This is a genomic window from Streptococcus cristatus, from assembly GCF_003944225.1.
GTDB classification, from domain to species: domain Bacteria; phylum Bacillota; class Bacilli; order Lactobacillales; family Streptococcaceae; genus Streptococcus; species Streptococcus cristatus_K.
The window spans coordinates 509423-535681 of the sequence record NZ_RJPN01000001.1 but is presented as its reverse complement, the minus strand read 5'-3'; the positions used below and the strand labels follow the sequence as shown (position 1 = coordinate 535681).

Annotated in this window: 25 protein-coding genes and 3 tRNA genes; 16 read left to right on the top strand and 12 right to left on the bottom strand. The window is 38.5% G+C overall.

Annotated elements, in window-relative coordinates; genetic code table 11:
- Positions 1-189: 189 nt before the first annotated feature.
- The gene (locus tag D8797_RS02865; RefSeq protein ID WP_125379179.1) at positions 190-951 is read right to left on the bottom strand and encodes a ParB/RepB/Spo0J family partition protein; all 762 of its coding nucleotides are present in this window, start codon (positions 949-951) and stop codon (positions 190-192) included.
- 62 nt (positions 952-1013) lie between these two features.
- The gene (gene htrA / locus D8797_RS02860) at positions 1014-2192 is read right to left on the bottom strand and encodes a serine protease HtrA (RefSeq protein ID WP_125379178.1); all 1179 of its coding nucleotides are present in this window, start codon (positions 2190-2192) and stop codon (positions 1014-1016) included.
- A gap of 202 nt (positions 2193-2394) precedes the next feature.
- On the opposite strand from htrA, the gene rlmH reads away from it, so the two are divergent.
- The 9 genes from rlmH to sdaAA all read left to right on the top strand — a co-directional run bounded on the left by rlmH (position 2395) and on the right by sdaAA (position 7303).
- A complete protein-coding gene (rlmH, locus tag D8797_RS02855) occupies positions 2395-2874 on the top strand; it encodes a 23S rRNA (pseudouridine(1915)-N(3))-methyltransferase RlmH (RefSeq protein WP_125379177.1) in 480 nt (159 codons plus the stop codon).
- A gap of 43 nt (positions 2875-2917) precedes the next feature.
- Positions 2918-2991: transfer RNA gene (locus D8797_RS02850), tRNA-Arg, on the top strand.
- Positions 2992-3168: 177 nt separating this feature from the next.
- Positions 3169-3297, top strand: a complete 129-nt coding sequence (locus tag D8797_RS02845; RefSeq protein WP_005591382.1) for a bacteriocin — start codon at positions 3169-3171, stop codon at positions 3295-3297.
- 22 nt (positions 3298-3319) lie between these two features.
- Complete coding sequence (locus tag D8797_RS02840) at positions 3320-4666, top strand: sensor histidine kinase (protein ID WP_376739407.1); 1347 nt, start codon at positions 3320-3322, stop codon at positions 4664-4666.
- The gene (gene comE, locus D8797_RS02835) at positions 4663-5406 is read left to right on the top strand and encodes a competence system response regulator transcription factor ComE (protein ID WP_045499902.1); all 744 of its coding nucleotides are present in this window, start codon (positions 4663-4665) and stop codon (positions 5404-5406) included. Before D8797_RS02840 ends, comE begins: the two co-directional genes overlap by 4 nt.
- A gap of 62 nt (positions 5407-5468) precedes the next feature.
- Positions 5469-5540: transfer RNA gene (locus tag D8797_RS02830), tRNA-Glu, on the top strand.
- Between the two features lie 5 nt (positions 5541-5545).
- Positions 5546-5619 (top strand) — tRNA-Asn (locus D8797_RS02825).
- Positions 5620-5750: 131 nt separating this feature from the next.
- Complete coding sequence (gene sdaAB / locus D8797_RS02820; RefSeq protein WP_125379176.1) at positions 5751-6422, top strand: L-serine ammonia-lyase, iron-sulfur-dependent subunit beta; 672 nt, start codon at positions 5751-5753, stop codon at positions 6420-6422.
- An 8-nt stretch (positions 6423-6430) separates the two neighbouring features.
- Positions 6431-7303 (top strand): L-serine ammonia-lyase, iron-sulfur-dependent, subunit alpha, encoded by an 873-nt coding sequence (sdaAA, locus tag D8797_RS02815; RefSeq protein ID WP_125379175.1) that lies wholly within the window; start codon positions 6431-6433, stop codon positions 7301-7303.
- 57 nt (positions 7304-7360) lie between these two features.
- Here sdaAA and D8797_RS02810 read toward each other — a convergent pair whose 3' ends face one another.
- From D8797_RS02810 to yfmF, 8 genes are all read right to left on the bottom strand, one after another.
- Positions 7361-8017, bottom strand: coding sequence for a LysM peptidoglycan-binding domain-containing protein (locus D8797_RS02810; RefSeq protein WP_125379174.1), 657 nt, complete (start codon positions 8015-8017; stop codon positions 7361-7363).
- 187 nt (positions 8018-8204) lie between these two features.
- On the bottom strand, positions 8205-8999 hold the full coding sequence (locus tag D8797_RS02805) for an energy-coupling factor transporter transmembrane component T family protein (RefSeq protein ID WP_125379173.1): 795 nt from the start codon (positions 8997-8999) through the stop codon (positions 8205-8207).
- Positions 8992-9831: an energy-coupling factor ABC transporter ATP-binding protein gene (locus D8797_RS02800; RefSeq protein ID WP_125379172.1), complete on the bottom strand. Its 840-nt coding sequence runs from the start codon at positions 9829-9831 to the stop codon at positions 8992-8994. The genes D8797_RS02805 and D8797_RS02800 overlap by 8 nt, the downstream gene beginning before the upstream one ends.
- Complete coding sequence (locus tag D8797_RS02795; RefSeq protein WP_185780828.1) at positions 9816-10643, bottom strand: energy-coupling factor ABC transporter ATP-binding protein; 828 nt, start codon at positions 10641-10643, stop codon at positions 9816-9818. Before D8797_RS02795 ends, D8797_RS02800 begins: the two co-directional genes overlap by 16 nt.
- Position 10644: 1 nt before the next feature.
- Entirely contained in the window at positions 10645-11184 is a 540-nt protein-coding gene (gene pgsA / locus D8797_RS02790) for a CDP-diacylglycerol--glycerol-3-phosphate 3-phosphatidyltransferase (protein ID WP_005592114.1), read from the bottom strand.
- A gap of 10 nt (positions 11185-11194) precedes the next feature.
- The gene (rodZ, locus tag D8797_RS02785) at positions 11195-12010 is read right to left on the bottom strand and encodes a cytoskeleton protein RodZ (protein ID WP_125379170.1); all 816 of its coding nucleotides are present in this window, start codon (positions 12008-12010) and stop codon (positions 11195-11197) included.
- A gap of 58 nt (positions 12011-12068) precedes the next feature.
- Positions 12069-13364, bottom strand: coding sequence for an EF-P 5-aminopentanol modification-associated protein YfmH (gene yfmH, locus D8797_RS02780; RefSeq protein ID WP_125379169.1), 1296 nt, complete (start codon positions 13362-13364; stop codon positions 12069-12071).
- Positions 13364-14611, bottom strand: coding sequence for an EF-P 5-aminopentanol modification-associated protein YfmF (gene yfmF, locus D8797_RS02775; protein WP_312023857.1), 1248 nt, complete (start codon positions 14609-14611; stop codon positions 13364-13366). Before yfmF ends, yfmH begins: the two co-directional genes overlap by 1 nt.
- A 189-nt stretch (positions 14612-14800) precedes the next feature.
- Between yfmF and yaaA the strand changes: the two genes are divergently transcribed.
- Together yaaA and recF are read left to right on the top strand one after the other, a co-directional pair.
- Positions 14801-15190 (top strand): S4 domain-containing protein YaaA, encoded by a 390-nt coding sequence (gene yaaA / locus D8797_RS02770; RefSeq protein WP_125379167.1) that lies wholly within the window; start codon positions 14801-14803, stop codon positions 15188-15190.
- A 3-nt stretch (positions 15191-15193) separates the two neighbouring features.
- Positions 15194-16306 (top strand): DNA replication/repair protein RecF, encoded by a 1113-nt coding sequence (gene recF / locus D8797_RS02765; RefSeq protein WP_125379166.1) that lies wholly within the window; start codon positions 15194-15196, stop codon positions 16304-16306.
- Positions 16307-16395: 89 nt separating this feature from the next.
- Here the strand turns inward: recF and guaB are convergent, their stop codons facing one another.
- Both guaB and trpS read right to left on the bottom strand, forming a co-directional pair.
- Positions 16396-17877: an IMP dehydrogenase gene (gene guaB / locus D8797_RS02760; RefSeq protein WP_005591397.1), complete on the bottom strand. Its 1482-nt coding sequence runs from the start codon at positions 17875-17877 to the stop codon at positions 16396-16398.
- Between the two features lie 166 nt (positions 17878-18043).
- Entirely contained in the window at positions 18044-19069 is a 1026-nt protein-coding gene (trpS, locus tag D8797_RS02755; protein WP_125379165.1) for a tryptophan--tRNA ligase, read from the bottom strand.
- A gap of 238 nt (positions 19070-19307) precedes the next feature.
- Between trpS and D8797_RS02750 the strand changes: the two genes are divergently transcribed.
- The 5 genes from D8797_RS02750 to D8797_RS02730 all read left to right on the top strand — a co-directional run bounded on the left by D8797_RS02750 (position 19308) and on the right by D8797_RS02730 (position 26138).
- The gene (locus tag D8797_RS02750; RefSeq protein ID WP_125379164.1) at positions 19308-20930 is read left to right on the top strand and encodes an ATP-binding cassette domain-containing protein; all 1623 of its coding nucleotides are present in this window, start codon (positions 19308-19310) and stop codon (positions 20928-20930) included.
- Between the two features lie 75 nt (positions 20931-21005).
- Positions 21006-23600 carry a YfhO family protein gene (locus tag D8797_RS02745; protein WP_125379163.1) on the top strand — a complete coding sequence of 865 codons (2595 nt, stop codon included), beginning with the start codon at positions 21006-21008 and terminating at the stop codon, positions 23598-23600.
- A 144-nt stretch (positions 23601-23744) separates the two neighbouring features.
- Complete coding sequence (gene apf, locus D8797_RS02740) at positions 23745-24281, top strand: aggregation-promoting factor (protein ID WP_125379162.1); 537 nt, start codon at positions 23745-23747, stop codon at positions 24279-24281.
- A 258-nt stretch (positions 24282-24539) separates the two neighbouring features.
- A complete protein-coding gene (gene mnmA / locus D8797_RS02735; RefSeq protein ID WP_260471198.1) occupies positions 24540-25685 on the top strand; it encodes a tRNA 2-thiouridine(34) synthase MnmA in 1146 nt (381 codons plus the stop codon).
- A 21-nt stretch (positions 25686-25706) separates the two neighbouring features.
- Positions 25707-26138, top strand: coding sequence for an SseB family protein (locus D8797_RS02730; RefSeq protein ID WP_125379160.1), 432 nt, complete (start codon positions 25707-25709; stop codon positions 26136-26138).
- The last annotated feature ends 121 nt before the right edge of the window (positions 26139-26259 follow it).

The window sequence follows — 26259 nt, the reverse complement described above, 5'->3', positions numbered from 1 at the left end:
ATTCTCTATGTCGACTCTCATTTTAACATAAAAAGGACAAGTTTTCCACAAGTTGTGGAGAAAAATTAACAATGTTTATAAGACTTATCCACAGATTGTGAATTATTAATGAAATCCTTATTTTTCAACATTTTAAGCTACTTTTAAAGGTGGAAAAGTCTGTTAGTTTGAAAAAAGAAAATAACAGCCCTATTTCAGGCTGTTTATAATTCTTTGATACTCTTCCTCGTTTTCAAAAGGAATAACGATCTTTCCTTTTGAAGAATTTTTTAATTGAATGGAGACATTGAGCCCAAGGATTTTTTTTAGTTTTTCTTCTTCTGAATGGGCGAAAATTTCTTTGTTCTTCTTAGTCTTTGACTTTTTGGTCTTTTGTAATGAAAGCTCAAGAGCACGAACGGATAAATTATCTTGAATGATTTTGTCCAGCCAAAAAACTTGCTCTTCCTTTTTGAGTGGGATGAGGAGACGAGCATGCCCTTGCGAAATCATTTCCTCTTTGACAGCGTCCATCATAAAAGCTGGTAGCTGTAACAAGCGGACAAGATTACTGATGTAAGGCCGAGATTTTCCCATGATTTTTGCAATTTCTTCATGGGTCAGACCTTTCTCAATCAGATGCTGATAGGATTCCGCTTCTTCGATCGGATTGAGGTCCTCCCTTTGCAAATTCTCGATGATGGCTTGCTTCATCATGTCATCGTCAGACAAGTCTTTAATAAGGGCAGGAATGTTTTCTAAGCCAGCAATTTTAGCAGCTCTGAATCGTCTTTCACCTGCTAAAATTTCGTAACCAAATAAGGAAGATTTTCTCAAAATAATGGGCTGGATAATTCCATTCTCTTTAATAGAAGCTGCCAATTCATTTATTTTTTCTTGAGAAAAACTCTTTCTAGGCTGATAAGGATTGGTTCGAATGTCTTTTAGTGGTATGTATTGATAATTTTCCATTTGTATATAGCATAACACACCTTTACGATCGTGTAAAGGTGTGTTGACAATTATGTAAAGGATTAGTTGTCACTTAAGTCTTGGGTTGATTTGGTCAGTTTGATGATTGTAGTAGCTTCTTTACCATCCCTAAAGTAAGTTACTTTCAACTCATCCCCCAGAGAGTGTCTGTAGAGAGCAGATTGTAAATCACTGGTTGACTCAACATCCTTATCGTCAACTTTTGTGATGACGTCGTATTTCTGAAGTTTATTTTCAGCAGGCATTCCTTCTTGTACAGAGCGGACAAGGATACCTGATTTTACAGATGAAGGTAGACGTAATTTTGCTAAGTCAGAAGTGGCGATATTAGATAAATCGAGCATTTGGATACCCAGAGCAGGACGAGTGACTGTTCCAGTTTTCTCTAATTGCTTGATGATATTGACAACATCGTTTGATGGAATTGCAAAGCCCATGCCTTCTACAGCAGTTTGACCATTGTGAGAGATTTTGCTGGACGTAATACCAATAACTTGCCCTTGGATATTGATGAGTGGGCCACCAGAGTTACCAGGGTTGATAGCAGCATCTGTTTGCAAGGCAGTAGTCGAAATATTTTGACCGTCTTCAGATTGCAAGGTTACATTTCTACCCAAACTAGAGATGATTCCCTGTGTAACAGAGTTAGCGTATTCTGTTCCGAGAGGACTTCCGATGGCAATAGCAGTTTCTCCTACTGTCAGGGAGTTGGAATCTCCAAATTCAGCTACATCTTTCACCTTTTCAGAGCTAATTCTTACTACAGAAATATCAGAATAAACATCTGAACCAACGACCTCACCAGGAACTTTACTACCATCTGCTAGTAGAATATCAGGATTTTTTGCTCCATTTAGCACGTGAGTATTGGTAACAAGGTAGGCATATTTTCCTTCCTTCTTATAAATGACACCTGATCCCTCACTAGCTACTTGAGGATCACTAGTTGATTCATTATTGATCACTCCTTCTTGATTAGAACCTGTATAAGTAATTACTGATACAACTGCGTTTTGCACCTTTTTTACAGCCTTTGTGGTGTCGGTTGTGTTTTTATAAGACGTTGATACAGTGGTATTTGAGCTAGAAGGACTGATATTAGCCATTTTATTATTAAGAAATGCAGTGGCTAAATTTCCTAGGCTTCCGCCGATAAATCCTACAACTAAAACAATAAAAAGCAACAAAGATTTTTTAAAGAAATTTGAAGCGTTTTTCATATTTTCCTCCTTGATTACAATTGATGAAATTATAGAAATATATTCTTAATTATAACTTAAAATCCACAAGTTTTCCACAACTTGTGGAAAACTTATAAAAAATGTTGATAGAGGTTAGAAAATACATAGATTCAACAAGTTTTCCATAAAAAACTGATGTGAATAAAGTGTGAAATCCATGTGGATATGATAGAATGGAAATATGAAAATAAAGCTTGTAACTGTTGGAAAATTAAAAGAAAAGTATCTCAAGGATGGGATTGCTGAATATACTAAACGTCTGAGTCGATTTTGTAAGTTAGAAATTGTAGAATTAGCAGACGAAAAAACACCAGATAAGGCCAGTGAGCTAGAAAATCAGCAAATCCTCGAAAAAGAAGGAAGTCGTATTTTAGCAAAAGTCTCTGAACGAGAATTCGTGGTTGCTTTGGCTATTGAGGGGAAACAATTTGCTTCAGAAGAGTTTAGTTCGATCTTGAACGACATCACAGTTCGTGGCTTTTCTGATATTACATTTGTGATTGGTGGCAGCTTGGGTCTGTCTCCTGCTGTCAAAAAAAGAGCTAATCTACTGATGAGTTTTGGAAAATTGACCCTGCCTCATCAATTGATGCGCCTTGTTTTGGTAGAGCAGATTTACCGGGCTTTCATGATTCAACAGGGAAGTCCCTACCATAAGTAAATCTTGACGATACTAGATTTTTCTGATAGAATGAAAAGGTATCGGTCTCATAGCTCAGCTGGATAGAGCATTCGCCTTCTAAGCGAACGGTCGCAGGTTCGAATCCTGCTGGGATCATAATATACACTATTCAGACACGAAAAATTTCGTGTTTTTTTATTATATTTTTTGAGAAAACGACATTTCAGGAATAAAAAATGACATTTCAGGGAAAGATGACAGATTATTTGAAATTTTATTTATAATAGATCTTGTAAGGTAACACTTACGAAAAAATGTTTAGGAGAATCTAATATGAAAAATACTCAGAAAAACTTTAAAACAATCGCTCAATTCCCAGTCTTGAATGAAAAAGAACTTAAAGAAGTTCTTGGAGGAGATTTAAGAAATATCTTCTTAAAAATTAAATTTAAGAAAAAATAACATTGATAACTGAGGAAATGGAATTATGTTTGAATTATTTTTTTGGATATTGCAAGCCGCCATTGAAGTATATTTCACTATTGTTATATATGAAAAGATCAATAAAGTAAAATCTAGTTTTTACTTTACTTTTCTGTGTGCTATAGTCTTAATTTTATTACCATTACTCATATTAAATTTAGAATCTATATTTTCTTTGTCAAGGCATGTTCTGTATTTTATTTTACTACTGATTTATCCTCTTTTTTTCTACAGGTATTTTTATAAAAAAGAGAAGTTATCAACTCTTTTCTCTATATTTCTATCTCTTCTCCTTTATTTAACAGTCCAGGCTTCTACTACCTTTTTTTCCGTCATTATTTCCTCAATTACAGGGGATTCATTTGTAAAAGATAATTGGGCTGTCTTTTATATCATGATGAACAGTATCTCTGTTCTATTTATGCTTAAGTTTATCGACTACTTACCATTTTACGCATGTGATTTTAAAGAGGAGGTCTTTAAAAAGACAATTAAGAGAATTAATATTTTTTATGTTATAGATATTTTCATTTTAAATGTTTCTCATTGGTTAAGTGAAGACGATCATTTTAATAGTTTTAGTAGTATGCTAGCGACTATTTGTTTCTTGATATTTATGACGACTCTTTTCTATTTGAAGGCAATTCGGGAAAAGTATGAAAAAGAAGAGGAGATTCGACAAAGAGAATTGGAACAGTTGCAGCTGCAGCAGTACACAGATGAAATTGTTTCTCTTTATAATGAAATTCGTGGTTTCCGTCATGATTATGCTGGCATGCTGACCAGCTTTCAGACGACCATCAATACTCAAGATATCAAGGAAATTGAAAAAATATATCAAGAAGTTTTAGTTGATGCAAATTTAAAATTACGCTCGGACAAATATACCTATTTTGATTTGAACAATGTTGGTGACTCAGCTCTCCGAAGCGTTATGACGGAGACTTTATTCAAAGCGCGTGAGCACCAGATTGATTTGACATTCGAAGTCAAAGATCCTGTTGAGAAATTACCGATTAAGCTATTAGATGTGGTAAGAATGGCTAGTATATTGCTAAACAATGCTGTTGAAGGCGCAATCGAAAGCTATGAAAAAATGATTCATGTGACTTTAGTTCAACTCGATACGGAAATCATTTTTGTTGTAAAAAATTCCCGCAAGCAAAGGAAATTAGATTTAGAAGAAATTTATGAACCAGAGTTCTCAACGAAAGGTTATCGAAGAGGCCTAGGTTTAAATAATCTGAAAGAAATTTTAGAGAATTATGAATATATCATGCTAGATACAGAAATAAGTAAGTATGATTTCACCCAAGTATTAACAATTAAAAGAAGGAATAGTTTATGAGAATCTTAGCATTAGAAGATACTTTAGCGCACCAAGTCCGCATGGAAAAAACTTTAGCAGAGATTGCTGAAGAAATGGGTCTCGATATCCAGGTAAAAATCACAGGAAAAATTCAGGAATTTAAGGACTACGTCGAAAATGAAGATGTCAATCAGATTTATTTTCTGGATATAGATATTAAAGGGGAAGAGACCAAAGGACTGGAGGTCGCTCGTTTTATTCGTCATCATAATCCATATGCTATTATTGTCTTTGTAACTTCAAAATCAGAGTTTGCGACCATGACTTTCAAATACAAGGTATCTGCTCTTGATTTTATTGACAAGGATATTAACGATGATTCGTTTAAAAAACGTATCAAAGATTGTATCATTTATACGAAAAACACCTTAATTACAAACACCAACATGGTTGATTACTTTGAATACAGCTATCGAGGCAATGATGTGCGCGTGCCATTTAATGATATTTTGTATATCGAAACCTCAAGTTCCTCTCATAAGTTACGGATGGTCGGAAAAAACTTTATAAAGGAATTTTATGGAACAATTGCCAGTGTTCAAGAGCAGGATGAGAAAACCCAACGATTCTTTGCTTCCCATAAATCTTTCTTAGTCAATATCGATAATATCTGTGATTATGATAAGAAAACAAAGGAAATTATATTTTATGAAGGCCGCCGTTGCCCTGTTTCTAGGCTAAGAACAAAACATTTAAAAGAAATTTTAAAAAATAAATAAAAAACTGTTGACAAAGATTCAAAACCTGATATAATAGAATATGTTCTGAAAAGAACATAGATGGTCCGTTGGTCAAGGGGTTAAGACACCGCCTTTTCACGGCGGTAACACGGGTTCGAATCCCGTACGGACTATACTATCCGCCATAGCTCAGTTGGTAGTAGCGCATGACTGTTAATCATGATGTCGTAGGTTCGAGTCCTACTGGCGGAGTAAAAGAGTTTCAGGTATGCGAATTACCAATAATGAAAAGAGGACATTTGTCCTCTTTTTTGTATGATATCAGGCAGAAATTTGATAAGTTTGATATAATAATTTTAGAAAATATGTTCAAGAGGTTTCTTATGAAATCATTAAAATTTCAATCTGTTTTTGACATTATCGGACCTGTCATGATTGGTCCTTCCAGCAGTCATACTGCAGGGGCTGTGCGTATCGGTAAGATCGTATCCTCTATTTTTGATGATATACCAACCGAGGTTGAATTCCAGCTTTTTAATTCCTTTGCAAAGACTTATCGCGGGCATGGAACAGATTTGGCTCTGGTAGCAGGTATTTTAGGAATGGATACAGATGATCCTGAAATTCCTAATAGCCTTGAAATTGCCCATAAACGCGGTATCAAGATTGTCTGGACTATTCAGAAAGATAGCAATGCTCCTCATCCAAATACGACAAAAATCACGGTTAAAAACGCCCATAAAAGCATCAGTGTAACGGGTGTGTCTATCGGTGGTGGAAATATTCAGGTGACCGAGTTAAATGGCTTCTCAGTCTCTCTCAGCATGAATACGCCAACCATTATCATCGTCCACCAAGATGTTCCAGGTATGATTGCCCATGTAACGGAGGCTCTGTCCCGCTACAATATCAATATTGCTCAAATGACGGTGACTAGAGAAAAAGCGGGCGAGAAAGCGATTATGATCATTGAGGTGGATAGTCGTAGTTGCGAAGAGGCTATCGAAGAGATTCGGAAAATCCCCTATCTCCATAATGTCAATTTCTTTAAATAGGAGAAGAGATGTTTTATTCAATAAAAGAATTAGTTGAGCAGGCTGATTTAGATTTTAATGGCAATGTTGCTGAATTAATGATTGCGACCGAATATGAATTGACAGGTCGGGAAAGAGACGAAGTTTTACGTCTGATGAGTCGGAATCTTGAGGTGATGAAAGCTTCGGTTCTTCTTGGGCTTGATGAGAGTAAATCTCGCAGCGGATTGACCGGTGGAGACGCAGCCAAGCTGCACCACTATATCCAGTCAGGGAAGGCCTTGTCAGATTATACTGTGCTGACTGCTGCAAAAAATGCCATTGCTGTCAATGAACACAACGCTAAAATGGGGCTGGTTTGTGCAACTCCTACGGCAGGCAGTGCTGGCTGTCTGCCAGCAGTCCTTACATCAGCGATTGAAAAACTAGATTTGACAGAGGAACAGCAATTAGACTTTTTGCTGGCTGCTGGTGCTTTTGGCTTGGTTATTGCCAATAACGCTTCTATTTCCGGTGCAGAAGGAGGCTGTCAAGCTGAGGTGGGCTCCGCTTCTGCTATGAGCGCAGCTGCCCTGGTTTTGGCTGCTGGTGGCTCTGCTTTTCAGGCGAGTCAAGCTATCTGTTTTGTCATCAAAAATATGTTGGGCTTGATTTGTGACCCAGTAGCTGGTCTGGTAGAAGTTCCTTGTGTCAAAAGAAATGCTATGGGAGCTAGCTACGCCTTTATCGCAGCGGATATGGCTTTGGCCGGAATCGAGTCCAAATTACCTGTTGACGAAGTCATTGATGCCATGTACCAAGTAGGCTCTAGCCTGCCTACTGCTTTCAGGGAAACGGCTGAAGGAGGGCTAGCTACAACTCCTACCGGCCGCAGACTTTCAAAAGAAATTTTTGGAGAATAAATAGTATCTTTGAGTAAGAAAAAATGACTAAATATGTTTAGTCATTTTTTTATTATTTTAGTAAGCCCAAGCAGATAGTCCTTGTGCACTGTAAGCACGGTAAGCCGCTTGAATTTGATCTTCAACAGTTGCAGTAGATCCCCAACCTGGCATTGTTTGGAAAAGACCACTTGCTCCTGATGGGTTGTAGGCATCCACTTGGCCGTTAGATTCGCGAGCAATGATGTTTTCCCATGTAGATGCAGACACACCTGTCATTTCAGCCATACGAGCAGCTGCATAAGAACCTACAGCACCTGGAGTATTACCATTTGCGAGTACGACATTCGATGAATAGCCAGAATAGTCTGTTGTTGCAGTAGCTGCAGGAGTTTCCGTAGCTACTGGTGCAGCTGGAGCTACAGGGGCTACTGGAGCTGGTGCGGGAACAGCTGGTGTTGCTGATGAGGCAACAGGTGCTGATGTTGTTTGTTTTGCAACATCTTTCAAATCACCCAATTCCAAAACTTGTCCAGTCATGATAAAATCTGGATTTGAAATTTTGTTTAATTCTACCAAACGCTCAACGGTTGTTTTCTTACTTTCAGCGATTTCTGATAAGGTATCTCCAGCTTTCACTGTGTATGACTCAGCACTAGCAACAATACCTGATGTAAACAATGTCGTTGTAGCAATCGTTCCTGCTAAAGCCAATTTTTTCACTTTTATATTCATTTTAAAAAGTTTTCTCCTTTAATTATAATACCATCATACACATTAGATATTACAAAAAGATTACAAAAAGAATGCAAAGGTTACAATTATATTGAGATTTGCACATAAAAATATTAATTTAAAAGGATTTTTAGTGTATTTCATTAGATCTCTAACAAAAATATTGCTATCAAACTTATACTATTCTTTATTTTTTTAAGATAAAGAGCAAGATACCAATCAGGAAAATAGAGAGAAGAGCCAGATTGTCAATCATTTTCCAAGAAAGTTGTCGATAGCGGCTTCTTCCTTCACCACCACTATAGCCACGCGCTTCCATTGCGATAGCTAAGGCATCTGCTCGCTTGAAACTAGAAGCAAATAAGGGGATTAAGATTGGAATGATTGACTTAACCTTTTGAACAATCGTTCCTTCGCCAAAATCAACTCCGCGAGCTCTCTGAGCGTTCATAATCCTTGTGGTGTCATCCATTAAAGTCGGTACGAAACGCAGGCTCATAGAGAGCATGAGGCCAATTTCATGCGTAGGAACTTTAAAGACTTTGAGTGGCTTTAGTAGAGCTTCTACTGCATCTGAAAGGCTGAGTGGTGTTGTGGTTAAAGTCAGAAGGGTTGAAAAGAAAATAATCAAAACAAAACGACTGAAGATGATACCCGCTTGAGAAAGGCCAAATTCCGTAATTTTAATGAAACCCAACTGGAACAGTACCTTGCCTCCCCCCGTCAGAAAGAGCTGGAAGAGGGTGGTAAAGGCAATAATGAACACCATAGATTGAATTCCCTTTAGGAAGAATGTCAAAGGAACTTTTGAGAGAAAAATTAGAGTAAAAACGAAAACAAATAGCAGCAAATTAGTGATGAGATTGTTGGCCCAGAAAATTAATAAAATAAAGAAGAACATGGCCACCAATTTACTGCGCGGATCCAATCGATGGATGACTGAATTTCCTGGGATATACCGTCCTAAAATCAATTTATCCATGTATCATCTCCTTAAATTCCTCGATCGTAATCGGATAATGAGAAAATTTCATTCCTTTTTCAGCTAATTCTTGGGCAAATTTTGTGATTTTAGGCACTCCTAGCTGAATCTTTTCCATAAAATCGACATCTTGAAAAACTTGGGCAGGCTGACCGCTTTTGACGACGCGCCCCTTCTCCAACACATAGACCGTATCAGCAAAATTCGCTACATCATCCATTAAATGGGTTACAAGAACAATGGTCATTCCAGCTTGATGCAGTTTCTTAAAGAGTCCCATCAATTCCTTGCGTCCTGCTGGATCAAGTCCGGCCGTTGGCTCATCCAACACCAAGATATCAGGCTCCATTGCTAGGATTCCGGCAATGGCGACCCTTCTCATCTGCCCGCCAGAAAGTTCAAAAGGACTGCGGCTAAATAATTCTTCAGAAATGCCGACAAGGCTTAATTTTTCACGTGCTAAAGCCTCAGCTTCTTCTTTAGAAACACCAAAATTTTGCGGACCAAAGGCCACGTCTTTCAAAACAGTCTCATCAAAAACCTGACTTTCAGCAAATTGAAACACCAAACCAACCTGTTTACGAACTTGTTTAATGTCCTTGTTGACAGAATTTGAAGTGATGGTGACATGATTGACTTGCACACTGCCTTCGCTAGGAGTCAGCAAGCCATTCAAAAGTTGTAAAATGGTTGATTTTCCGCTACCAGTGTGCCCAATCAAAGCCGTATAGCTACCATCTTTGATTTCCAAATCAACTTCAAAAAGCGCTGGACCCTCAAATGGAGTTCCAGCCTGATAGGTATAACTGACTTTATTTAGAGTAATTCCCATAATTGTTCCTGCAATTCTTTTTCAGTTAAATAGGTTTCTGGCAGAGTTAGCCCAGTTTGAATCATGGCAGCTTTGACCTGATTGACAAAGGGTTGATCTAAGCCCAAGTCTTCCAAATCAGGTCTGGAAAAGAGTTTTCTTGGTGTAGCAGTTGACTCAACCTGACCATTTTTCATAACAAGGACACGGTCACTCAGCGAAATCTCGTCCAAATCGTGGGTAATGGAGATGACTGTTAAATGATTCTTATCTTTAATTTCCTTGACAGTCCGAATCAGTTCCAGTCGGCCTTCTGGGTCTAACATACTGGTTGCTTCATCCAAGATGATAATATCTGGCTGGAGAGCGACTACGCCAGCAATAGCGACTCTTTGCTTCTGTCCGCCAGAAAGTCGAGCAGGTTCTCTCTCTTTAAAATTCTGCATGCCGACTAGTTCCAGAGCTTCATGGACGCGTTTCACCATCATCGGATAATCCATGCCTTGATTTTCCAGACCAAATGCAACATCATCCTCAACAGTTGCTCCAACAAACTGATTATCAGGGTTCTGAAAGACCATACCAATTTGGCGACGTTTTTCCCAGACATTATCAGCCGTCAATTTATCCCCAGAAATGATAATATCGCCACTCTCGGCCTCCAAAAGACCGTCAATCAAACGCACTGTAGTCGACTTTCCGCTGCCATTATGACCGACAATAGATAGCCATTCTCCTTGTTTCACGTGAAACGATACGTCTTTTAAAATATAATCTTCAGACTTATGGTCATAGCGATAACTAATATTTTTTACTTCAATGATATTTTCCATATTATTTAAATGTATCTTTAAAGAGATAGGCACTGCCCTTGAAATAATCATAGCCAGAATAAATAGTGAAAATCAGGGCTATGTAAAGGAGAATCTGACCGAGTAAAGTCCAATGAAGCAGAAGAAAGAGGATGGCAAACATCTGCGTGAAAGTCTTGATCTTGCCTGGCATAGCGGCCGCTAGAACTGTTCCGCCAGTTTCCACTAAAAGAAGTCTCAAACCAGTGACAGCCAGCTCTCGGCAAATGATGATAGCTACCACCCAAGCAGGAGCCATTTTCATTTCAATCAGCATGATAAATGCAGACATAACCAGCAGTTTATCAGCCATAGGATCGGCAAATTTTCCAAAATTGGTCACGACCTGCCACTTGCGAGCCAGATAGCCATCCAGGTAGTCTGTGATACTGGCAAGGGCGAAAATGATTCCAGCTAGGATATGCATGGCTGGCGAATGCCCGAAGGTCAAAATCAAAATAAAGATTGGGATTAAGGCAATTCTGGCAAGGGTTAAAGCGTTAGGGATATTTTCTTTTTTCATCATTCTTCCTTTATGATTCAATTGTAAGGGTGATTATAGCACTGTCGCTGGTCAAGGTAGATAGGTCTATTTTCTGACTGCCGACAGTGACAGTGACGCCTTTCACAACTCCTAGAGTAATTGTATAAGTTGTATTGGGAGAGAGTGTCACTGTTTGGCTTGATTGGGTTGGAGTAAGGGTTGTACCAGCTGCAAGTTCTGTATTTGTTACACTAATCCAGCTTGAGGTGTTGCTTGCTGAGATTGTTAACTGAGTAGTTTGCGACTCGCCACGATACTTTGCAGTCAAATAGTTTCCTTCTCCAGTGACTTCTAGTTTTTCTTTTGTTGAGCTAGAGTCTGTAGTGGAGGTCTCGGGTGGAGTTGAACGATCTTCGATACTTGAGCTCGAGACGAGGCTGTAACTATCGGAGCTGGCAAACTGCGGAGTAGTTGTATTTGCATATTGCCAAACGTAATAGGTGACAAAAATAATGATAGACAGGGCAACTACTAGGAAATAAAAGAGCGGAAGTGAAAAGGAACGATTTTTATATTTTCTGCTTCGAAATTCTTCGTTTTCAGCTAATTCAATTTCGTCATAAACGACAGTATTATCTGTGTCGTATGCCTCCAATAGAATCTGCTCGTCTAAATCCAGAGCCCAAGCGTATTTTCGTAGCAGGCTACGGACGTAAAAGGCATTTGGAAATTTCTCGTATTGATTGTTTTCAAGAGCCTTTAGGTAGTCAGTTTTTATATCTGTTTTTTTGGCTAGATCTGCTAAAGTAAGTTTCTGGTTTACTCGAGCAAGTCTGAGTACCTCTCCTATCGTTTTTTTTCTCATAGGGATAGTCCTTTTCTCTTAGACATTATTCTAACAAAATTTTGAAATAAACTTGGAACTATTTTGGGAAAATAGTAAAATCTGTCATATCACACTGGTCAATAAAGCGACGTCCGACTTTTAAGACGTCATTTAGAGTGATATCCTGTAAAATCTTAGGTAAATCAAAAAGATTTTCACCTTTTAAATGCGGTTCATACTGGGTTGCCATGTATTCAAGAGAATTCAGACCATGCAGAAGATCTCCAAACATTTCACTTTTAATCGTGTCTAGATGTGTTTCTGTGACATCTGGATCTTGAGCAAACTTCCGGATGGCTGAGCGGAATTGATGAGAAATTCCTACTGGTTCCTGCGTGTCCATAGTTAAGATGACAAAGTGGAAATCCTTTTCCACCTCTACTTCAAGAGTGAGCGAATTGTCAATCTTGCCATTTTCATACAGGGTCTGGAAACGCTTGGAAGTCCAACCAAACATCATGGCAAAAAGCAATTTCAGGGCAATTTTATAGCGATAAAGCTCAGTATCTTGTATCGCATCTTTCCCACGAATACCAATCGCCAACTTAGGACTAGCAACTTCCATGCGACTAGTAGCGGTCGGAAGCACAGGTTGTAAGCTGATAGGCTCTTTTTCAATTACTGAAGTTAATAATTGAGGCGATAAGGTCTCTTGTGTTTGGACAATATCTTCAAAAGTGGACTCTAAATCAAAATTACCAATGACAAATAAAGTCATATTGGACGGACGGTAGAAAAGCTCAAAGTTTTCTGTCAGATCTTCCACAGTAATATCCATGATTGACTCTGTCGTTCCGGCAATATCTTCTGCTAGTGGAGTTTGAGGGTAGAGATTACTCAAAGCACCAAAGAAGAGCCGATAATCTGGATCGTCTTGGTACATCTCGATTTCTTGCTGGATAATTCCTTGCTCACGCTGAACAGATTCTTTTGAAAAATTGGCTTGGGAAACGAGTTCCTGCAACAGCTTTAGATTTTCTGCTACACAGTTTGTCGTAGAAAACAGATAGCTGGTACGTGTAAAGCTTGTAAAGGCATTACTTTCTGCGCCAAATTTAGTAAATTCCAGCAGTAAATCCTCTCCGTTTTCACGCTCGAATAGTTTGTGCTCCAAAAAATGTGCAATCCCTGCTGGATAATGAGAAACTTGCTTTGTTTCACGTGAAACAACCTTAGTATCAACAGAGCCAAAATGTGTTGAGATGATGCCGTAGGTTTCATTAAAATCATTTTTAGGGAGTAGGTAAACCTGCAATCCATTTGCTAGCACCGCCCGATAGATGCTTTCTCCCACGGCTATATAATTGATTTTTTCTAAACCTGGATTCTGCATTATTTCCCTTCCATAAAGTAAATCGCCTGTAATTTCAATTGCTGGGCTGCCTCTATAAGATCAGCTTTGCTGACATTTTCTAATGCTTTCAGCCAAGCATCTAGTGACAGAAATTTTTTCCCTAGAACAGAGGACATGTAAGCACGCTCAATCAAGGTGTTTTGTCTATCCTGAGCCAGAAGTATTGAATTTTTTAGCATATTCTTGGTTTGTTCAAGTTCTTCATCTGTGAAATGTCCCCGCTTCAAATCTAGAATTTGGCGGTTGATTAAAGCGACGGTCTTTGTCCGATTTGCTCGGTCAATTCCAGCATAGATTCTCATCAAACCAGAAAAAATATCAAAACTACTAGAAATAGTGTAGGCTAGACTCTCTTTTTCCCGAACATTGACAAAGAGTTTGGAGTGGGCGAATCCTCCTAATAACCCATTCAAAACAATCAGTGGCAAGTGGCTGCGATCCCCATATTGACTGGAAAAATGGTAGGCCAGTTCAACAATCGACTGATGTACATCTCGCTGTTCCAGCTTTTCTCTAGTTATATTTGAATAGTTTTGCTGATAGCTAAGCTGTAAAGGTTGCTCTCGCTCAGAAAACTGGAATTCTTGGATTTTCTCACGAACAGCAATCTCATTGAAGTCACCGATGAAGAAAAAATCAATTTGATCCTGAGTTAGCATTTGCTGAAAAGCAGCGAAACTAGTTTCAGCCGTTTCTTTTTCTACTAGCTCGATTGTTGCCACGCGTGGAATCCGCATTTCTGGTAAATCGTAAAATAAATTATTTAACTCTCTGTGAGCATGGTAGAAATGATTCTCAATTTCAGCTTCCAAGTCTGTTAAAACATTTCTCTTTTCAATTTCAAAGGTTTTGGTATCAAAAGCCTGTCCATTTGACAGAGGAAAAAAGAGACTAGCCTTCAAAAAATCTAGTATTTCATCTGCCAACATATTTTTACGGCTCAAGAATTGATCCCGCACGAAAGAAAGATTGATATCCAGATAATGTACTAATCCCCGTCGTGAAAGGCTTGTCGAATAATTAGCCCCATATAAATTCGCTAATTTTTCTCGAAAGGCTTGCGATGTTGGATAAAGGGCATTTGAAGTTTCCAGCATACTAGCCGTAAGAACCCGCCCAGCTATTGTTTTTTCAGACATAGGAGCTGAAAATCGCACTTTAATTTTATTGGTTTTAAATTTTTCTGACTGAATGAAGTGAAGATGTACTCCTTTTATGATTTCCATTGCTCTCCTCATACCGAATAATATAGACTTCTATTATAACACGAAATGCTGTTTAATGCTTTGTAAGGAACGGTATTTTTAGAGATTAAAGCGTTTTCTATTTTTCTAGTAAAACTTGCCTTTGAATGAGACTACCACGGAACAGTTTCTGCTTAAATTATGATATAATGACAAGGATTGAGGTGAAATATGGAATACAAATTATTTGACGAATTTATTACTCTACAGGCTCTCTTAAAAGAAGTCGGTATCATTCAAAGTGGCGGAGCAATCAAATCCTTTTTAACAGATCATCAGGTCTTTTTTAACGGTGAATTAGAAAATCGACGAGGAAAAAAACTTAGAATTGGAGATGTCGTCTCTCTTCCAGACCAAGAACTGGAGATTGTCCTCCTTGCTCCAAGTCAGGAGGAGATCCTTGAACATCAAGAGGAGCAAGCAGAGAAAAAAAGAGTGGCAGACTTGGTTAAAGCCATGAATAAGGACTTGAAAAAATCTCAACCAGCAAAAAAAGAACAGAAGAAAAGAAAGCCCGAGCAGAGAAGCAAAAAATCACCTGTTCGCTTTCCAGGAACCTAAGCCATGTGGTTAAAAACGCTGAAAATTAAACATTTTCGTAATTACCAATCTGCAGAGGTTGATTTTGATCCTGGCCTTAATATCTTTCTGGGACAAAATGCACAGGGGAAAACCAATATTCTAGAAGCCATCTATTTTTTAGCCCTTACTCGCAGTCACCGTACCCGAACCGATAAGGATTTGATTCATTTCCAAGAGAAAAATCTTCAAATTTCGGGAATCATTGAAAAAACAACGGGTAAAATCCCGCTTGACATCGAGTTGACACCAAAGGGGAGAATCACCAAAATAAATCATTTAAAACAAGGGAAACTATCAGATTATATAGGGGTTGTCAACGTTGTTTTATTTGCTCCAGAAGATTTACAGCTCATTAAAGGTGCCCCTGCTCTGCGCCGAAAATTCATTGATATTGAGCTTGGGCAAATCAAGCCCATCTATCTTTCTGACTTGTCTAACTATAATCATGTACTCAAGCAAAGAAATGCTTATCTTAAGGCTAATGATAAGGTAGATGAAACCTTTCTCTCTGTCTTAGATGAACAATTGATTGATTTTGGTTGTCGTGTCATGCAACATCGCTTAGACTTTATTGAAAAGCTAGAAGGTTTTGCTCAGGAAAGTCACAGCGATATTTCTCAAGGGAAAGAGAAGTTGACAATCAAGTACTTATCCTCTGTTCCGTTTTCATGCCTTGAAGACTTGGAAGCTTCTTTTCGATCAGCCTTATCAGAAAGTCGTAGACGAGACCTTTTCAAAAAAAATACTGGTGTTGGACCTCACCGAGATGATATTAACTTTTTTATCAATGATATGGATGCCGGATTTGGTAGCCAAGGCCAGCACCGTAGTGTTGTTCTATCTCTCAAATTAGCTGAAATCAAACTAATCGAAAGCCTTACAAAAGATACTCCAATATTATTGCTTGACGATGTAATGAGCGAACTTGACAATATGCGTCAATTAAAATTGCTAGAAACCATCTCTCAAAATATTCAGACGTTCATCACGACAACCAGCTTAGATCACTTACATAATCTACCAGAGGATATTAATATTTTTCAGATAAGTCAGGGTGTAATAAAGAAAGAAGAGAATATTAACTTTACAGGTTAGTCAATGAATTGTAAATATATTTTACAATTTTGTAAATTAGAAAAACAACCTTGTCAATCCCTTGACAAGGTTGTTTTTTCTTTATAATTCTATTGGACAGAGTAGTTTGGAGCTTCATTGGTGATTTGTACATCGTGAGGGTGACTTTCTTTCAAACCAGCACCACTCATCTCAATAAATTGAGCATTTTCATGAAGTTCTTGCAGGTTAGCTGCACCGACATATCCCATACCAGAACGGATACCGCCCAACATTTGGAAGACGATATCTGCAGCGGCTCCTTTATAAGCTACACGCCCTTCAATTCCTTCTGGAACTAGCTTATTAGCTTCATTGACAGAACCTTGGAAGTAGCGATCGCTGGAGCCTTTCTTCATAGCTGCGATAGAGCCCATTCCACGGTAAGTTTTAAATTTACGTCCTTGGAAGATTTCAGTCTCACCTGGCGCTTCGTCTGTTCCAGCAAACATGGAACCAAGCATGACTGCATTTCCACCTGCAGCAAGCGCTTTGACGATATCACCTGAGTACTTGATACCTCCATCAGCAATGATGGTTTTTCCATACTCACGCGCGACTGCAGCTGCATCGTAGATAGCTGTTACTTGTGGGACACCAACACCAGCAATGACACGAGTTGTACAGATAGAACCTGGTCCAATTCCGACTTTTACTACATCAACACCGGCATCAAAGAGGGCGCGTGCACCTTCAGCAGTTGCAATATTTCCGGCAATCAAAGTGCGATCTGGGAAGTGAGCACGAATTTCAGCAATTTTACGTAGAACGCCAGCTGAATGACCATGGGCTGTATCAATAACAATGGCATCTGCTCCTGCTTCAAAGAGGGCCTCTGCACGTTCAAATGTATCTGAAGTCACACCTACCGCACCAGCAACTAGCAGACGACCAAATTCATCTTTGGCTGCATTTGGGAACTCAATCACTTTTTCAATATCTTTAATGGTGATAAGACCAGAAAGTCGACCGTTTTCATCTACTAAAGGTAGTTTTTCAATCCGGTGTTCTTGCAGAATTCTTTCAGCAGTTGCCAGATCAGTTCCGACTGGAGCTGTAACAAGATTTTCACTGGTCATGTGGTTGGAAATTGGTTGATTATAATCTGAAATAAAGCGTAAATCACGGTTAGTCAAGATACCGACTAATTTACGATTTTCCATCGTTTCAACCACTGGAACCCCACTAATGCGGTAGCGCCCCATCAATTCATCTGCTTCAGCAATCGTATGATTAGGAGTCAGGAAGAATGGATCGATAATGACACCATTTTCAGAACGTTTTACCTTACGAACTTCATCAGCCTGCTGTGCAATAGACATATTTTTGTGGATGACACCTAGACCGCCGGCACGGGCAATGGCGATCGCCATTTGACTTTCGGTAACTGTATCCATAGCCGCAGTAATAATTGGGATATTTAATTTTAAATTCTCAGCAAGTTTTGTACTTAAATCAGCATCATTTGGCAACACGTGACTTTCAGCTGGAATAAGCAATACGTCATCAAAGGTAAAACCTTTTTTCAAAAATTTAGTGTCCCAGTTAGACATCCACAGTTTCCTCTTTTCTTATATAATTGAGCAGGGCTCGTCTTTTTATTGTTAATATCATACCATTCTATAGGCATTTGTCAATGATTATTATGCAAAAATTAAAAACCATCTCTTTTTTGAGCAAAAGACGATGGTTTTTGATATAAACTACTATTATTGTTCGTTATTTAAAGTAATTAATTCCCATTGCATTTTTGACTTCTGACAGGGTTTGTCCAGCAACTTGTCGAGCACGATCACTGCCTTCTTTCAGCATGTCATAGACTTGGCCCATGTCTTTTGCAAACTCGAGGCGACGCTCTCTGATTGGTCCTAATTCCCGCTCTAAAATCTCTAAGAGATAGCGTTTAGTTTTGACATCCCCCAGACCACCGCGTTGGTAGTGTTCTTTCATAGCCGCAATTTCAGCAGCATCTTCTGGCCGACCAAAAACATCCAGATAATGGAAAACCATATTACCTTCGATTTTTCCTGGATCTTCAACTTTGATGTGGTCGGGATCGGTGTACATACTCATAACCTTTTTCTTGAGTGTATCCATGTCATCCGCTAGATAAATCCCATTGTTTAATGATTTTGACATTTTAGCATTGCCATCAAGCCCTGGTAAACGCCCAGCTGCTTCATTTTCTGGATAAATCCCTTCAGGCTCCACCAAAACCTCACAACCATAGGCATGATTGAAGGAGCGAACAATTTCACGTGTCTGCTCAATCATCGGTTTTTGATCATTTCCGACAGGTACATAGTTTGCCTTAAAGGCTGTAATGTCTGCGGCTTGAGAGATAGGATAAACCAAAAAGCCTGTTGGGATACTTTCTCCAAATCCTTTCTGAGAAATTTCTGTCTTGACAGTCGGATTGCGCTCTAATCGAGCTAAAGATACCAAATTCATGTAATACATTGATAACTCTGCCAACTCTGGAATTTGACTCTGGATGAAAATAGTTGCTTTTTTGGGATCCAGTCCAGCTGCCAGATAGTCTAAGGCTACATTGCCAATGGATTCTACAATTGTTTGTGGATCTTTCGCATGGTCTGTCAGAGCTTGTTGATCCGCTAGAAAAACAAACATCTCATACTTGTCTTGATTTTGTAAAAGGACACGGTTACGTAGGCTTCCTACATAATGACCGATATGTAATTTTCCAGTCGGACGGTCTCCGGTTAAAATAATGGGTTTTGTCATTGCTTGCTCCTCAATTAGTGTTGTTCTCATTATATCATTTTCAAAGAAAATGCGGAAGAATCTAGAAGAAAAAAGAAGAATCATAGTTTAAAAGAAATTAGTTGACAATATATTTACAGCATGTTTACAAAGTTGACAGTATTTTCATCTCTTTAAATAGTTTTTTATTCCATAATAATTTGAAAAAAGAAGAATTTTCTAGTAAAATGGATGAGACTACATATATAGGAGAAAATCATTGCTTACAGTATCTGATGTGTCACTGCGTTTCAGTGATCGAAAATTATTTGATGAAGTAAATATTAAATTTACAGAAGGAAACACTTATGGCCTGATTGGAGCTAATGGTGCGGGTAAGTCCACCTTCTTGAAAATTTTAGCTGGAGATATTGAGCCGACAACAGGCCATATTTCTTTGGGTCCAGATGAGCGACTTTCTGTTTTGCGTCAAAATCACTTTGACTATGAGGATGAGCGGGCCATTGATGTTGTTATCATGGGGAACGAGCACCTTTACAGCATCATGAAAGAAAAAGATGCCATCTATATGAAGCCTGACTTTTCTGACGAGGATGGCGTTCGAGCGGCTGAGCTGGAAGGTGAATTTGCTGAGTTGGGTGGCTGGGAAGCTGAAAGCGAAGCTTCTCAATTGCTGCAAAACCTCAACATTCCAGAAGACTTGCACTACCAAAATATGAGTGAATTGACGAACGGCGACAAGGTCAAGGTTCTTCTTGCCAAGGCTCTTTTTGGCAAGCCTGATGTTTTGCTTCTGGACGAGCCGACCAATGGTTTGGATATCCAGTCTATCACTTGGTTGGAAGATTTCTTGATTGATTTTGAGAATACAGTTATTGTCGTATCCCACGACCGTCACTTCTTAAATAAAGTTTGTACGCATATGGCTGACCTTGATTTTGGTAAGATCAAACTGTATGTCGGAAACTATGATTTCTGGAAAGAATCAAGTGAATTGGCAGCTAAGTTGCTCGCTGACCGAAATGCTAAGGCGGAAGAAAAAATCAAGCAATTGCAAGAGTTTGTTGCTCGCTTCTCTGCCAATGCTTCCAAGTCCAAACAGGCAACCTCTCGTAAAAAGATGCTGGATAAGATTGAATTGGAAGAAATTGTTCCGTCAAGTCGAAAATATCCATTTATCAGCTTTAAAGCGGAGCGTGAAATTGGGAATGATCTCTTGACAGTAGAAAATCTTTCTGTCAAGATTGATGGCGAAACCATTCTTGACAATATCAGCTTTATCCTTCGTCCTGGCGATAAGACAGCTTTGATTGGACAAAATGATATTCAAACAACTGCCTTGATTCGTGCCTTGATGGGAGATATTGACTATGAAGGAACTGTCAAGTGGGGCGTTACAACTAGTCGTTCTTATTTGCCAAAAGATAATTCTCGCGACTTTGCGGGTGGTGAATCTATTCTTGACTGGCTTCGTCAATTTGCTAGTAAAGAAGAAGACGATAATACCTTTCTTCGAGGTTTCTTAGGTCGGATGCTTTTCTCTGGCGATGAGGTTAACAAGCCTGTCAACGTCTTGTCAGGTGGAGAAAAAGTTCGAGTTATGTTGTCTAAACTGATGCTTCTCAAGTCAAATGTTTTGGTTTTGGACGACCCAACCAATCACTTGGATTTGGAATCTATTTCTAGTCTTAATGATGGTTTGAAGAACTTTAAAGAGTCGATCATTTTTGCCAGCCATGACCATGAGTTTATTCAAACCTTGGCCAACCATATCATCGTTCTCTCAAAAAATGGTGTGATTGACCGCATTGACGAAACTTATGATGAATTTTTGGAAAATCAAGAAGTTCAGGCAAAAGTCAAAGAACTTTGGAAAGATTAATAAATTGTCAATGTAAGTTGACAGAAGTTTACAGAGGCATGAAACAACGTTTCGGCCTCTTTCTCTATAAGAAACATGGAAAAAATCAGATATTTTTTTAAGAAAAATTGGCTTTATTTAGCTTCCTTCACCTTACCTTTTCTCATTATGTGTTTTGTTTATCTGAGTCAAGGTATCTACTGGGGTAGCAATACTTCTCCGCTACTTGGAGATGGCTTCCATCAATATGTCGTATTTGATACGACTTTGAGAAATATTCTTCACGGAACGGATAGTCTTTTTTACACGTTTTCAAGTGGATTAGGACAAAATTTCTATGCCTTATCTAGCTATTATCTAGGGAGTTTCCTTTCCCCCTTCGTCTACTTTTTCGATTTAAAATCAATGCCAGATGCGGTTTACTTGTTTACACTTATTAAGTTTGGCTTGATTGGGTTGACAACTTGTATTAGCATTAAAGGTATCTTTAAAAAAATTCCAGAAACACTAATCTTGATTCTGTCAACCTCCTTTGCCCTGATGAGTTTCTCAGTCAGTCAACTTGAAATTAAAACTTGGTTAGATGTATTTATACTAGTACCCCTTATCATCTATGGTTTACACAAGTTGATGAATGGACAAGGGAGAACTTTATACTTTACAAGCTTGTCAATTCTCTTTATCCAAAATTATTATTTTGGTTATATGATGGCCGTGTTTTTAGTCCTTTGGTACCTCGTTCAGCTTTCTTGGGATTTTAAGGCCAGGATTCGGTCTTTTCCTGATTTTGCTATCGTGTCAATATTAGCAGGCCTTACTAGTCTAGTTATGATTTTACCGACTTATCTAGATCTGAGTTCACATGGTGAGACCTTGACAAAGGTTGAAGACTTGTTTACTGAGAAAAGTTGGTATCTAGATATTTTTGCTAAAAATTTTGTAGGAAGTTTTGATACGACTAAGTATGGATCCATTCCTATGATTTATGTTGGTCTATTCCCTTTCATTTTAAGTGTCTTATTTTTTACGATAAAAAGCATTAAGCTTCGTGTAAAACTGGCCTACATTTTCTTGATTGGCATTTTTATAGTGAGTTTTCGACTGCAGTATTTGGATTTGCTTTGGCAAGGAATGCATGCTCCAAATATGTTTTTACATCGCTATTCTTGGCTCTTTTCTCTTCTTATCATTTTGATGGCTGCAGAAACGCTCAATCGTTTGGAGGAAGTTAAATGGCGACAAGTATTCCTTAACTTTCTGCTAATTTCTTTTGGTTTTCTAGCCACTTTGCATTATAGAAAACACTATGATTTTCTTGGTCCCGAAAATTACATTTTTACTTTAGAGTTCTTCTTTGCCTATCTCTTAATCAGCTTCGCTTTTATTCGTTGTCACGTTAGGCAAAGTATGTTTACACTATCTTTACTGTTTTTTGTGGTTTTTGAGCTTACCTTAAACGCTTATTATCAGGTTGATGGAATTGCTAAAGAATGGGTTTTTGCAAGTCGTTCATCCTATTCGAAAAAGATGAACGAAATTGACAGTCTTGTCAAGTATAGTAAGAAAGAAAACAGAGATTTCTTTCGAACAGAGAGGCTTGATCCTCAGACTGGGAATGACAGTATGAAATTTAATTATAATGGAATTTCTCAATTCTCATCAGTCAGGAACACGCAAGCTAGCTCGACGTTAGATAAGTTAGGTTTTAAATCAGCAGGAACTAACCTTAATCTCCGCTATCAAAATAATAGCATTTTGATAGATAGCCTTTTTGCTGTAAAGTATAACTTGTCTGAAACAGATCCGCAGAAATTTGGTTTTTCTGCAGATAAGACTGAGCGATCAATGACATTGTATGAAAATAATTATGCTTTGGGTTTGGCTTTCTTAACCAATGATGTTTACAAAGATGTCAAGTTCACTAATTTAACGCTCGACAATCAGACAGCCTTTTTAAATCAACTATCGGGTTTGGATCATAAATATTATGAGCGAATTTCTATCGCTGGTGATCAGGAAGAAACCGAAGGGAAAGTAACTGCAAGTATCGAAAATGACGCTCAATTAAGCTATGCTAGCGTTACTTACACAATTGAGGTTCCTGCGGGTAGTCAAGTCTATGTCAACCTTTCAGATCTTGATTTTTCAAACGATAATCAGACGGATGTCAATATCACTGTAAATGGAATCACGAATCGTTACCCGACCCATAATGTTTTTCCATTTTTGAATATTGGCTACTTTAAGGAAGCACAGACGGTTTCTATCCAATTTTCTTTCCCAGAGAATCGAACTGTCTCTTTTAACCAGCCAGAGTTTTTCTCTGTGGATGTAAACAAATATCAGCAACTCATAAGTAAATTGAAAAAACAAGAAGTTTCTGTGACGACAAAATCCAATACGGTAACGGTGGATTATCATGCGGATAGAGATAGTTCTCTCTTTTTCACCATTCCTTATGATAAGGGCTGGACAGCTAGTGTAGATGGCAAGAAGGTACCGTTAAAACGTGCGCAGAATGGTTTTATGAAACTTGATGTGAACAGAGGAGCAGGCAGGGTTACCTTATCATTTGTTCCAAGGGGATTAAAGGAAGGAACTGCAGCTTTCATTTTAGGAATAGTTTTATTTTTCTTCTATGATAGAATTCGATTTAAATGGAGCAAAAAACATAGAGATAGTTCAGCATAGCCTTTACATCATCAAAAAACTTTAGAATATAGGTCTGTTTTTACAAGTTCTTCAATAGTCTGTAATATAATTCATCAAAGTAATAAAGTTCTGTAATACTTTTGCTTTAGGATAGATATATCACAGAAAAGGAGAATTCTAAACATGAATTTGTATTTTAAAAATAGAATGATGAAAGCAGGCTTACTCAGTTTGATGGCAGGAGCTGCTGCTTTGCTTCCGATTGTAGCCAATGCAGAAAGTTATACTGTCAAGTCAGGTGATACCTTGTCCGCGATTGCTGCTTCTCATCAGACGACTGTTGACAAGATTGCGCAAAAAAATAAGATTAGCAATATCAATCTAATTAGTGTTGGTCAGGTTTTAGAACTGGACGATGATGTATCTGAGCAGGTGACTGTTGAAAAATCAGATAAGGCTGAGCAATCTACTGTAAATCCAAGTTCTGGCTTGAGTGCTGAGGATGCAGAGGCTAAGGAGTGGATTGCTCAAAAAGAATCCAGCGGCAGTTATACAGCGCAAAATGGGCAATACTATGGTCGCTATCAGTTGACTATTACCTATCTAAATGGAGATTTGTCACCAGAAAATCAAGAGAAGACAGCGGATGCTTATGTAGCAGGTCGCTATGGCTCATGGTCGGCTGCTAAAAATTTCTGGTTAGCAAATGGCTGGTATTAAAACTTTATTTAGAAATATGTTTAGAGGGACTGGAATTTGCATTCTAGTTCCTTTTTTATAATTATTAGTACATTTTTGTTTGGAATATGATATTTTGCATCAAGGTATTTACAATACTGTAAATTTACTTGACAACTTATAAAGCTCATCAGATTGAGCAAAGGTTATTCGTTGTTCTCCGTGCTAAATCATGCTATAATAGACCTTGCTCAAGCGACCTTCAATCGTTGAAAGCACAGCACGACCTTCAATCGTGAAATAACGAAAAGATGGGAGAACACAATGAGTGATAACTCTAAGACTCGTGTCGTCGTTGGTATGAGCGGAGGTGTCGATTCATCAGTAACTGCTTTACTCTTGAAAGAGCAAGGTTATGATGTGATTGGCATCTTCATGAAAAACTGGGACGACACAGATGAATTTGGTGTCTGCACGGCCACAGAAGACTACAAGGATGTAGCAGCTGTTGCAGACCAGATTGGTATTCCTTACTACTCTGTCAACTTTGAGAAAGAGTATTGGGATCGCGTTTTTGAATACTTCTTGGCGGAATACCGCGCTGGTAGGACTCCGAATCCAGATGTTATGTGTAACAAGGAAATTAAGTTTAAAGCCTTCCTTGACTACGCCTTGACACTGGGAGCGGATTATGTTGCAACGGGTCACTATGCTCAGGTGAAGAGAGACCAAGATGGTCTAGTCCATATGTTACGTGGCAAAGACAACAATAAGGATCAGACTTACTTTTTAAGTCAACTGTCACAGGAACAATTGCAAAAGACCATGTTTCCTCTAGGGCATTTAGAAAAACCAGAAGTTCGGGAGATTGCTGAAAGAGCTGGCTTAGCCACTGCTAAGAAAAAAGACTCGACCGGTATTTGCTTCATTGGTGAGAAGAATTTTAAAGAATTTCTGAGTCAATATTTACCAGCTCAGCTTGGTCGCATGATGACCTTGGAAGGCCGAGATATGGGCCAGCATGCAGGACTAATGTACTATACCATTGGCCAGCGGGGTGGTCTTGGAATTGGAGGTCAGCATGGGGGAGATAATGAGCCTTGGTTTGTAGTTGGAAAAGACCTTAGCCAAAACATTCTTTATGTCGGTCAAGGATTCTATCATGACCATTTAATGTCAACCAGCCTTGACGCTAGTCAGGTTCATTTCACGAAAGAAATGCCGGAAGAATTTACTATGGAATGTACAGCTAAGTTCCGTTATCGTCAGCCTGATTCCAAGGTGACAGTTACTGTAAAGGATGACAAGGCTGTTGTCAACTTCGATCAACCACAAAGGGCAGTTACTCCAGGCCAAGCAGTCGTTTTCTATGATGGAGATGAGTGCTTAGGTGGTGGCTTGATTGACAGAGCTTATAAGAATGGTCAAGTCTTACAGTACATTTAAGTAACTACAAGAGGAACGAGAATGTTTCAATTTTTTAAGAAAAAGACTGATAAGAAGGACAGACTTGAAACTCTTTCTGACTATAAGAAGCAGTATTTGCATGAGAAAACGACAGAATCTATAGAGGCATTATTTAAGGTATTAAAGCAATCTAAGGTTTGTGTTCCCTTCAATGCTTATCTGATAGATGAAAGTGAAGGTCAAGAAGGTGTTCGCCTAAAACCCGATATTCTGCAAAAGGGAGATGATTATTTCTATCCCTGTTTCTCAAACGAGCAAGAGATTCCAAAAGAATACTATGATCGCTTTTCTTGGTTGCAACTGCCTGTCACAGATTGTTTGTTTGCAGTTGAAGGCAGAGGGAGATTTCTATTAAGAGGGATTGTTCTAGACGCATTCTCTGAATCTGTCGAGATTGATAAAGAAGCTTTTGAAGCGATTCGCCAATCTTAGTTGCTTTAGATTGACAATTCAACATAATTTGCTAAAATAAGATAAGCAATACCTATGATGGTCAAAGCTCATGGATGTTGCAGGCTTTTTTGTCCTGCACTTCTAGAGACTTGGCCTTTTT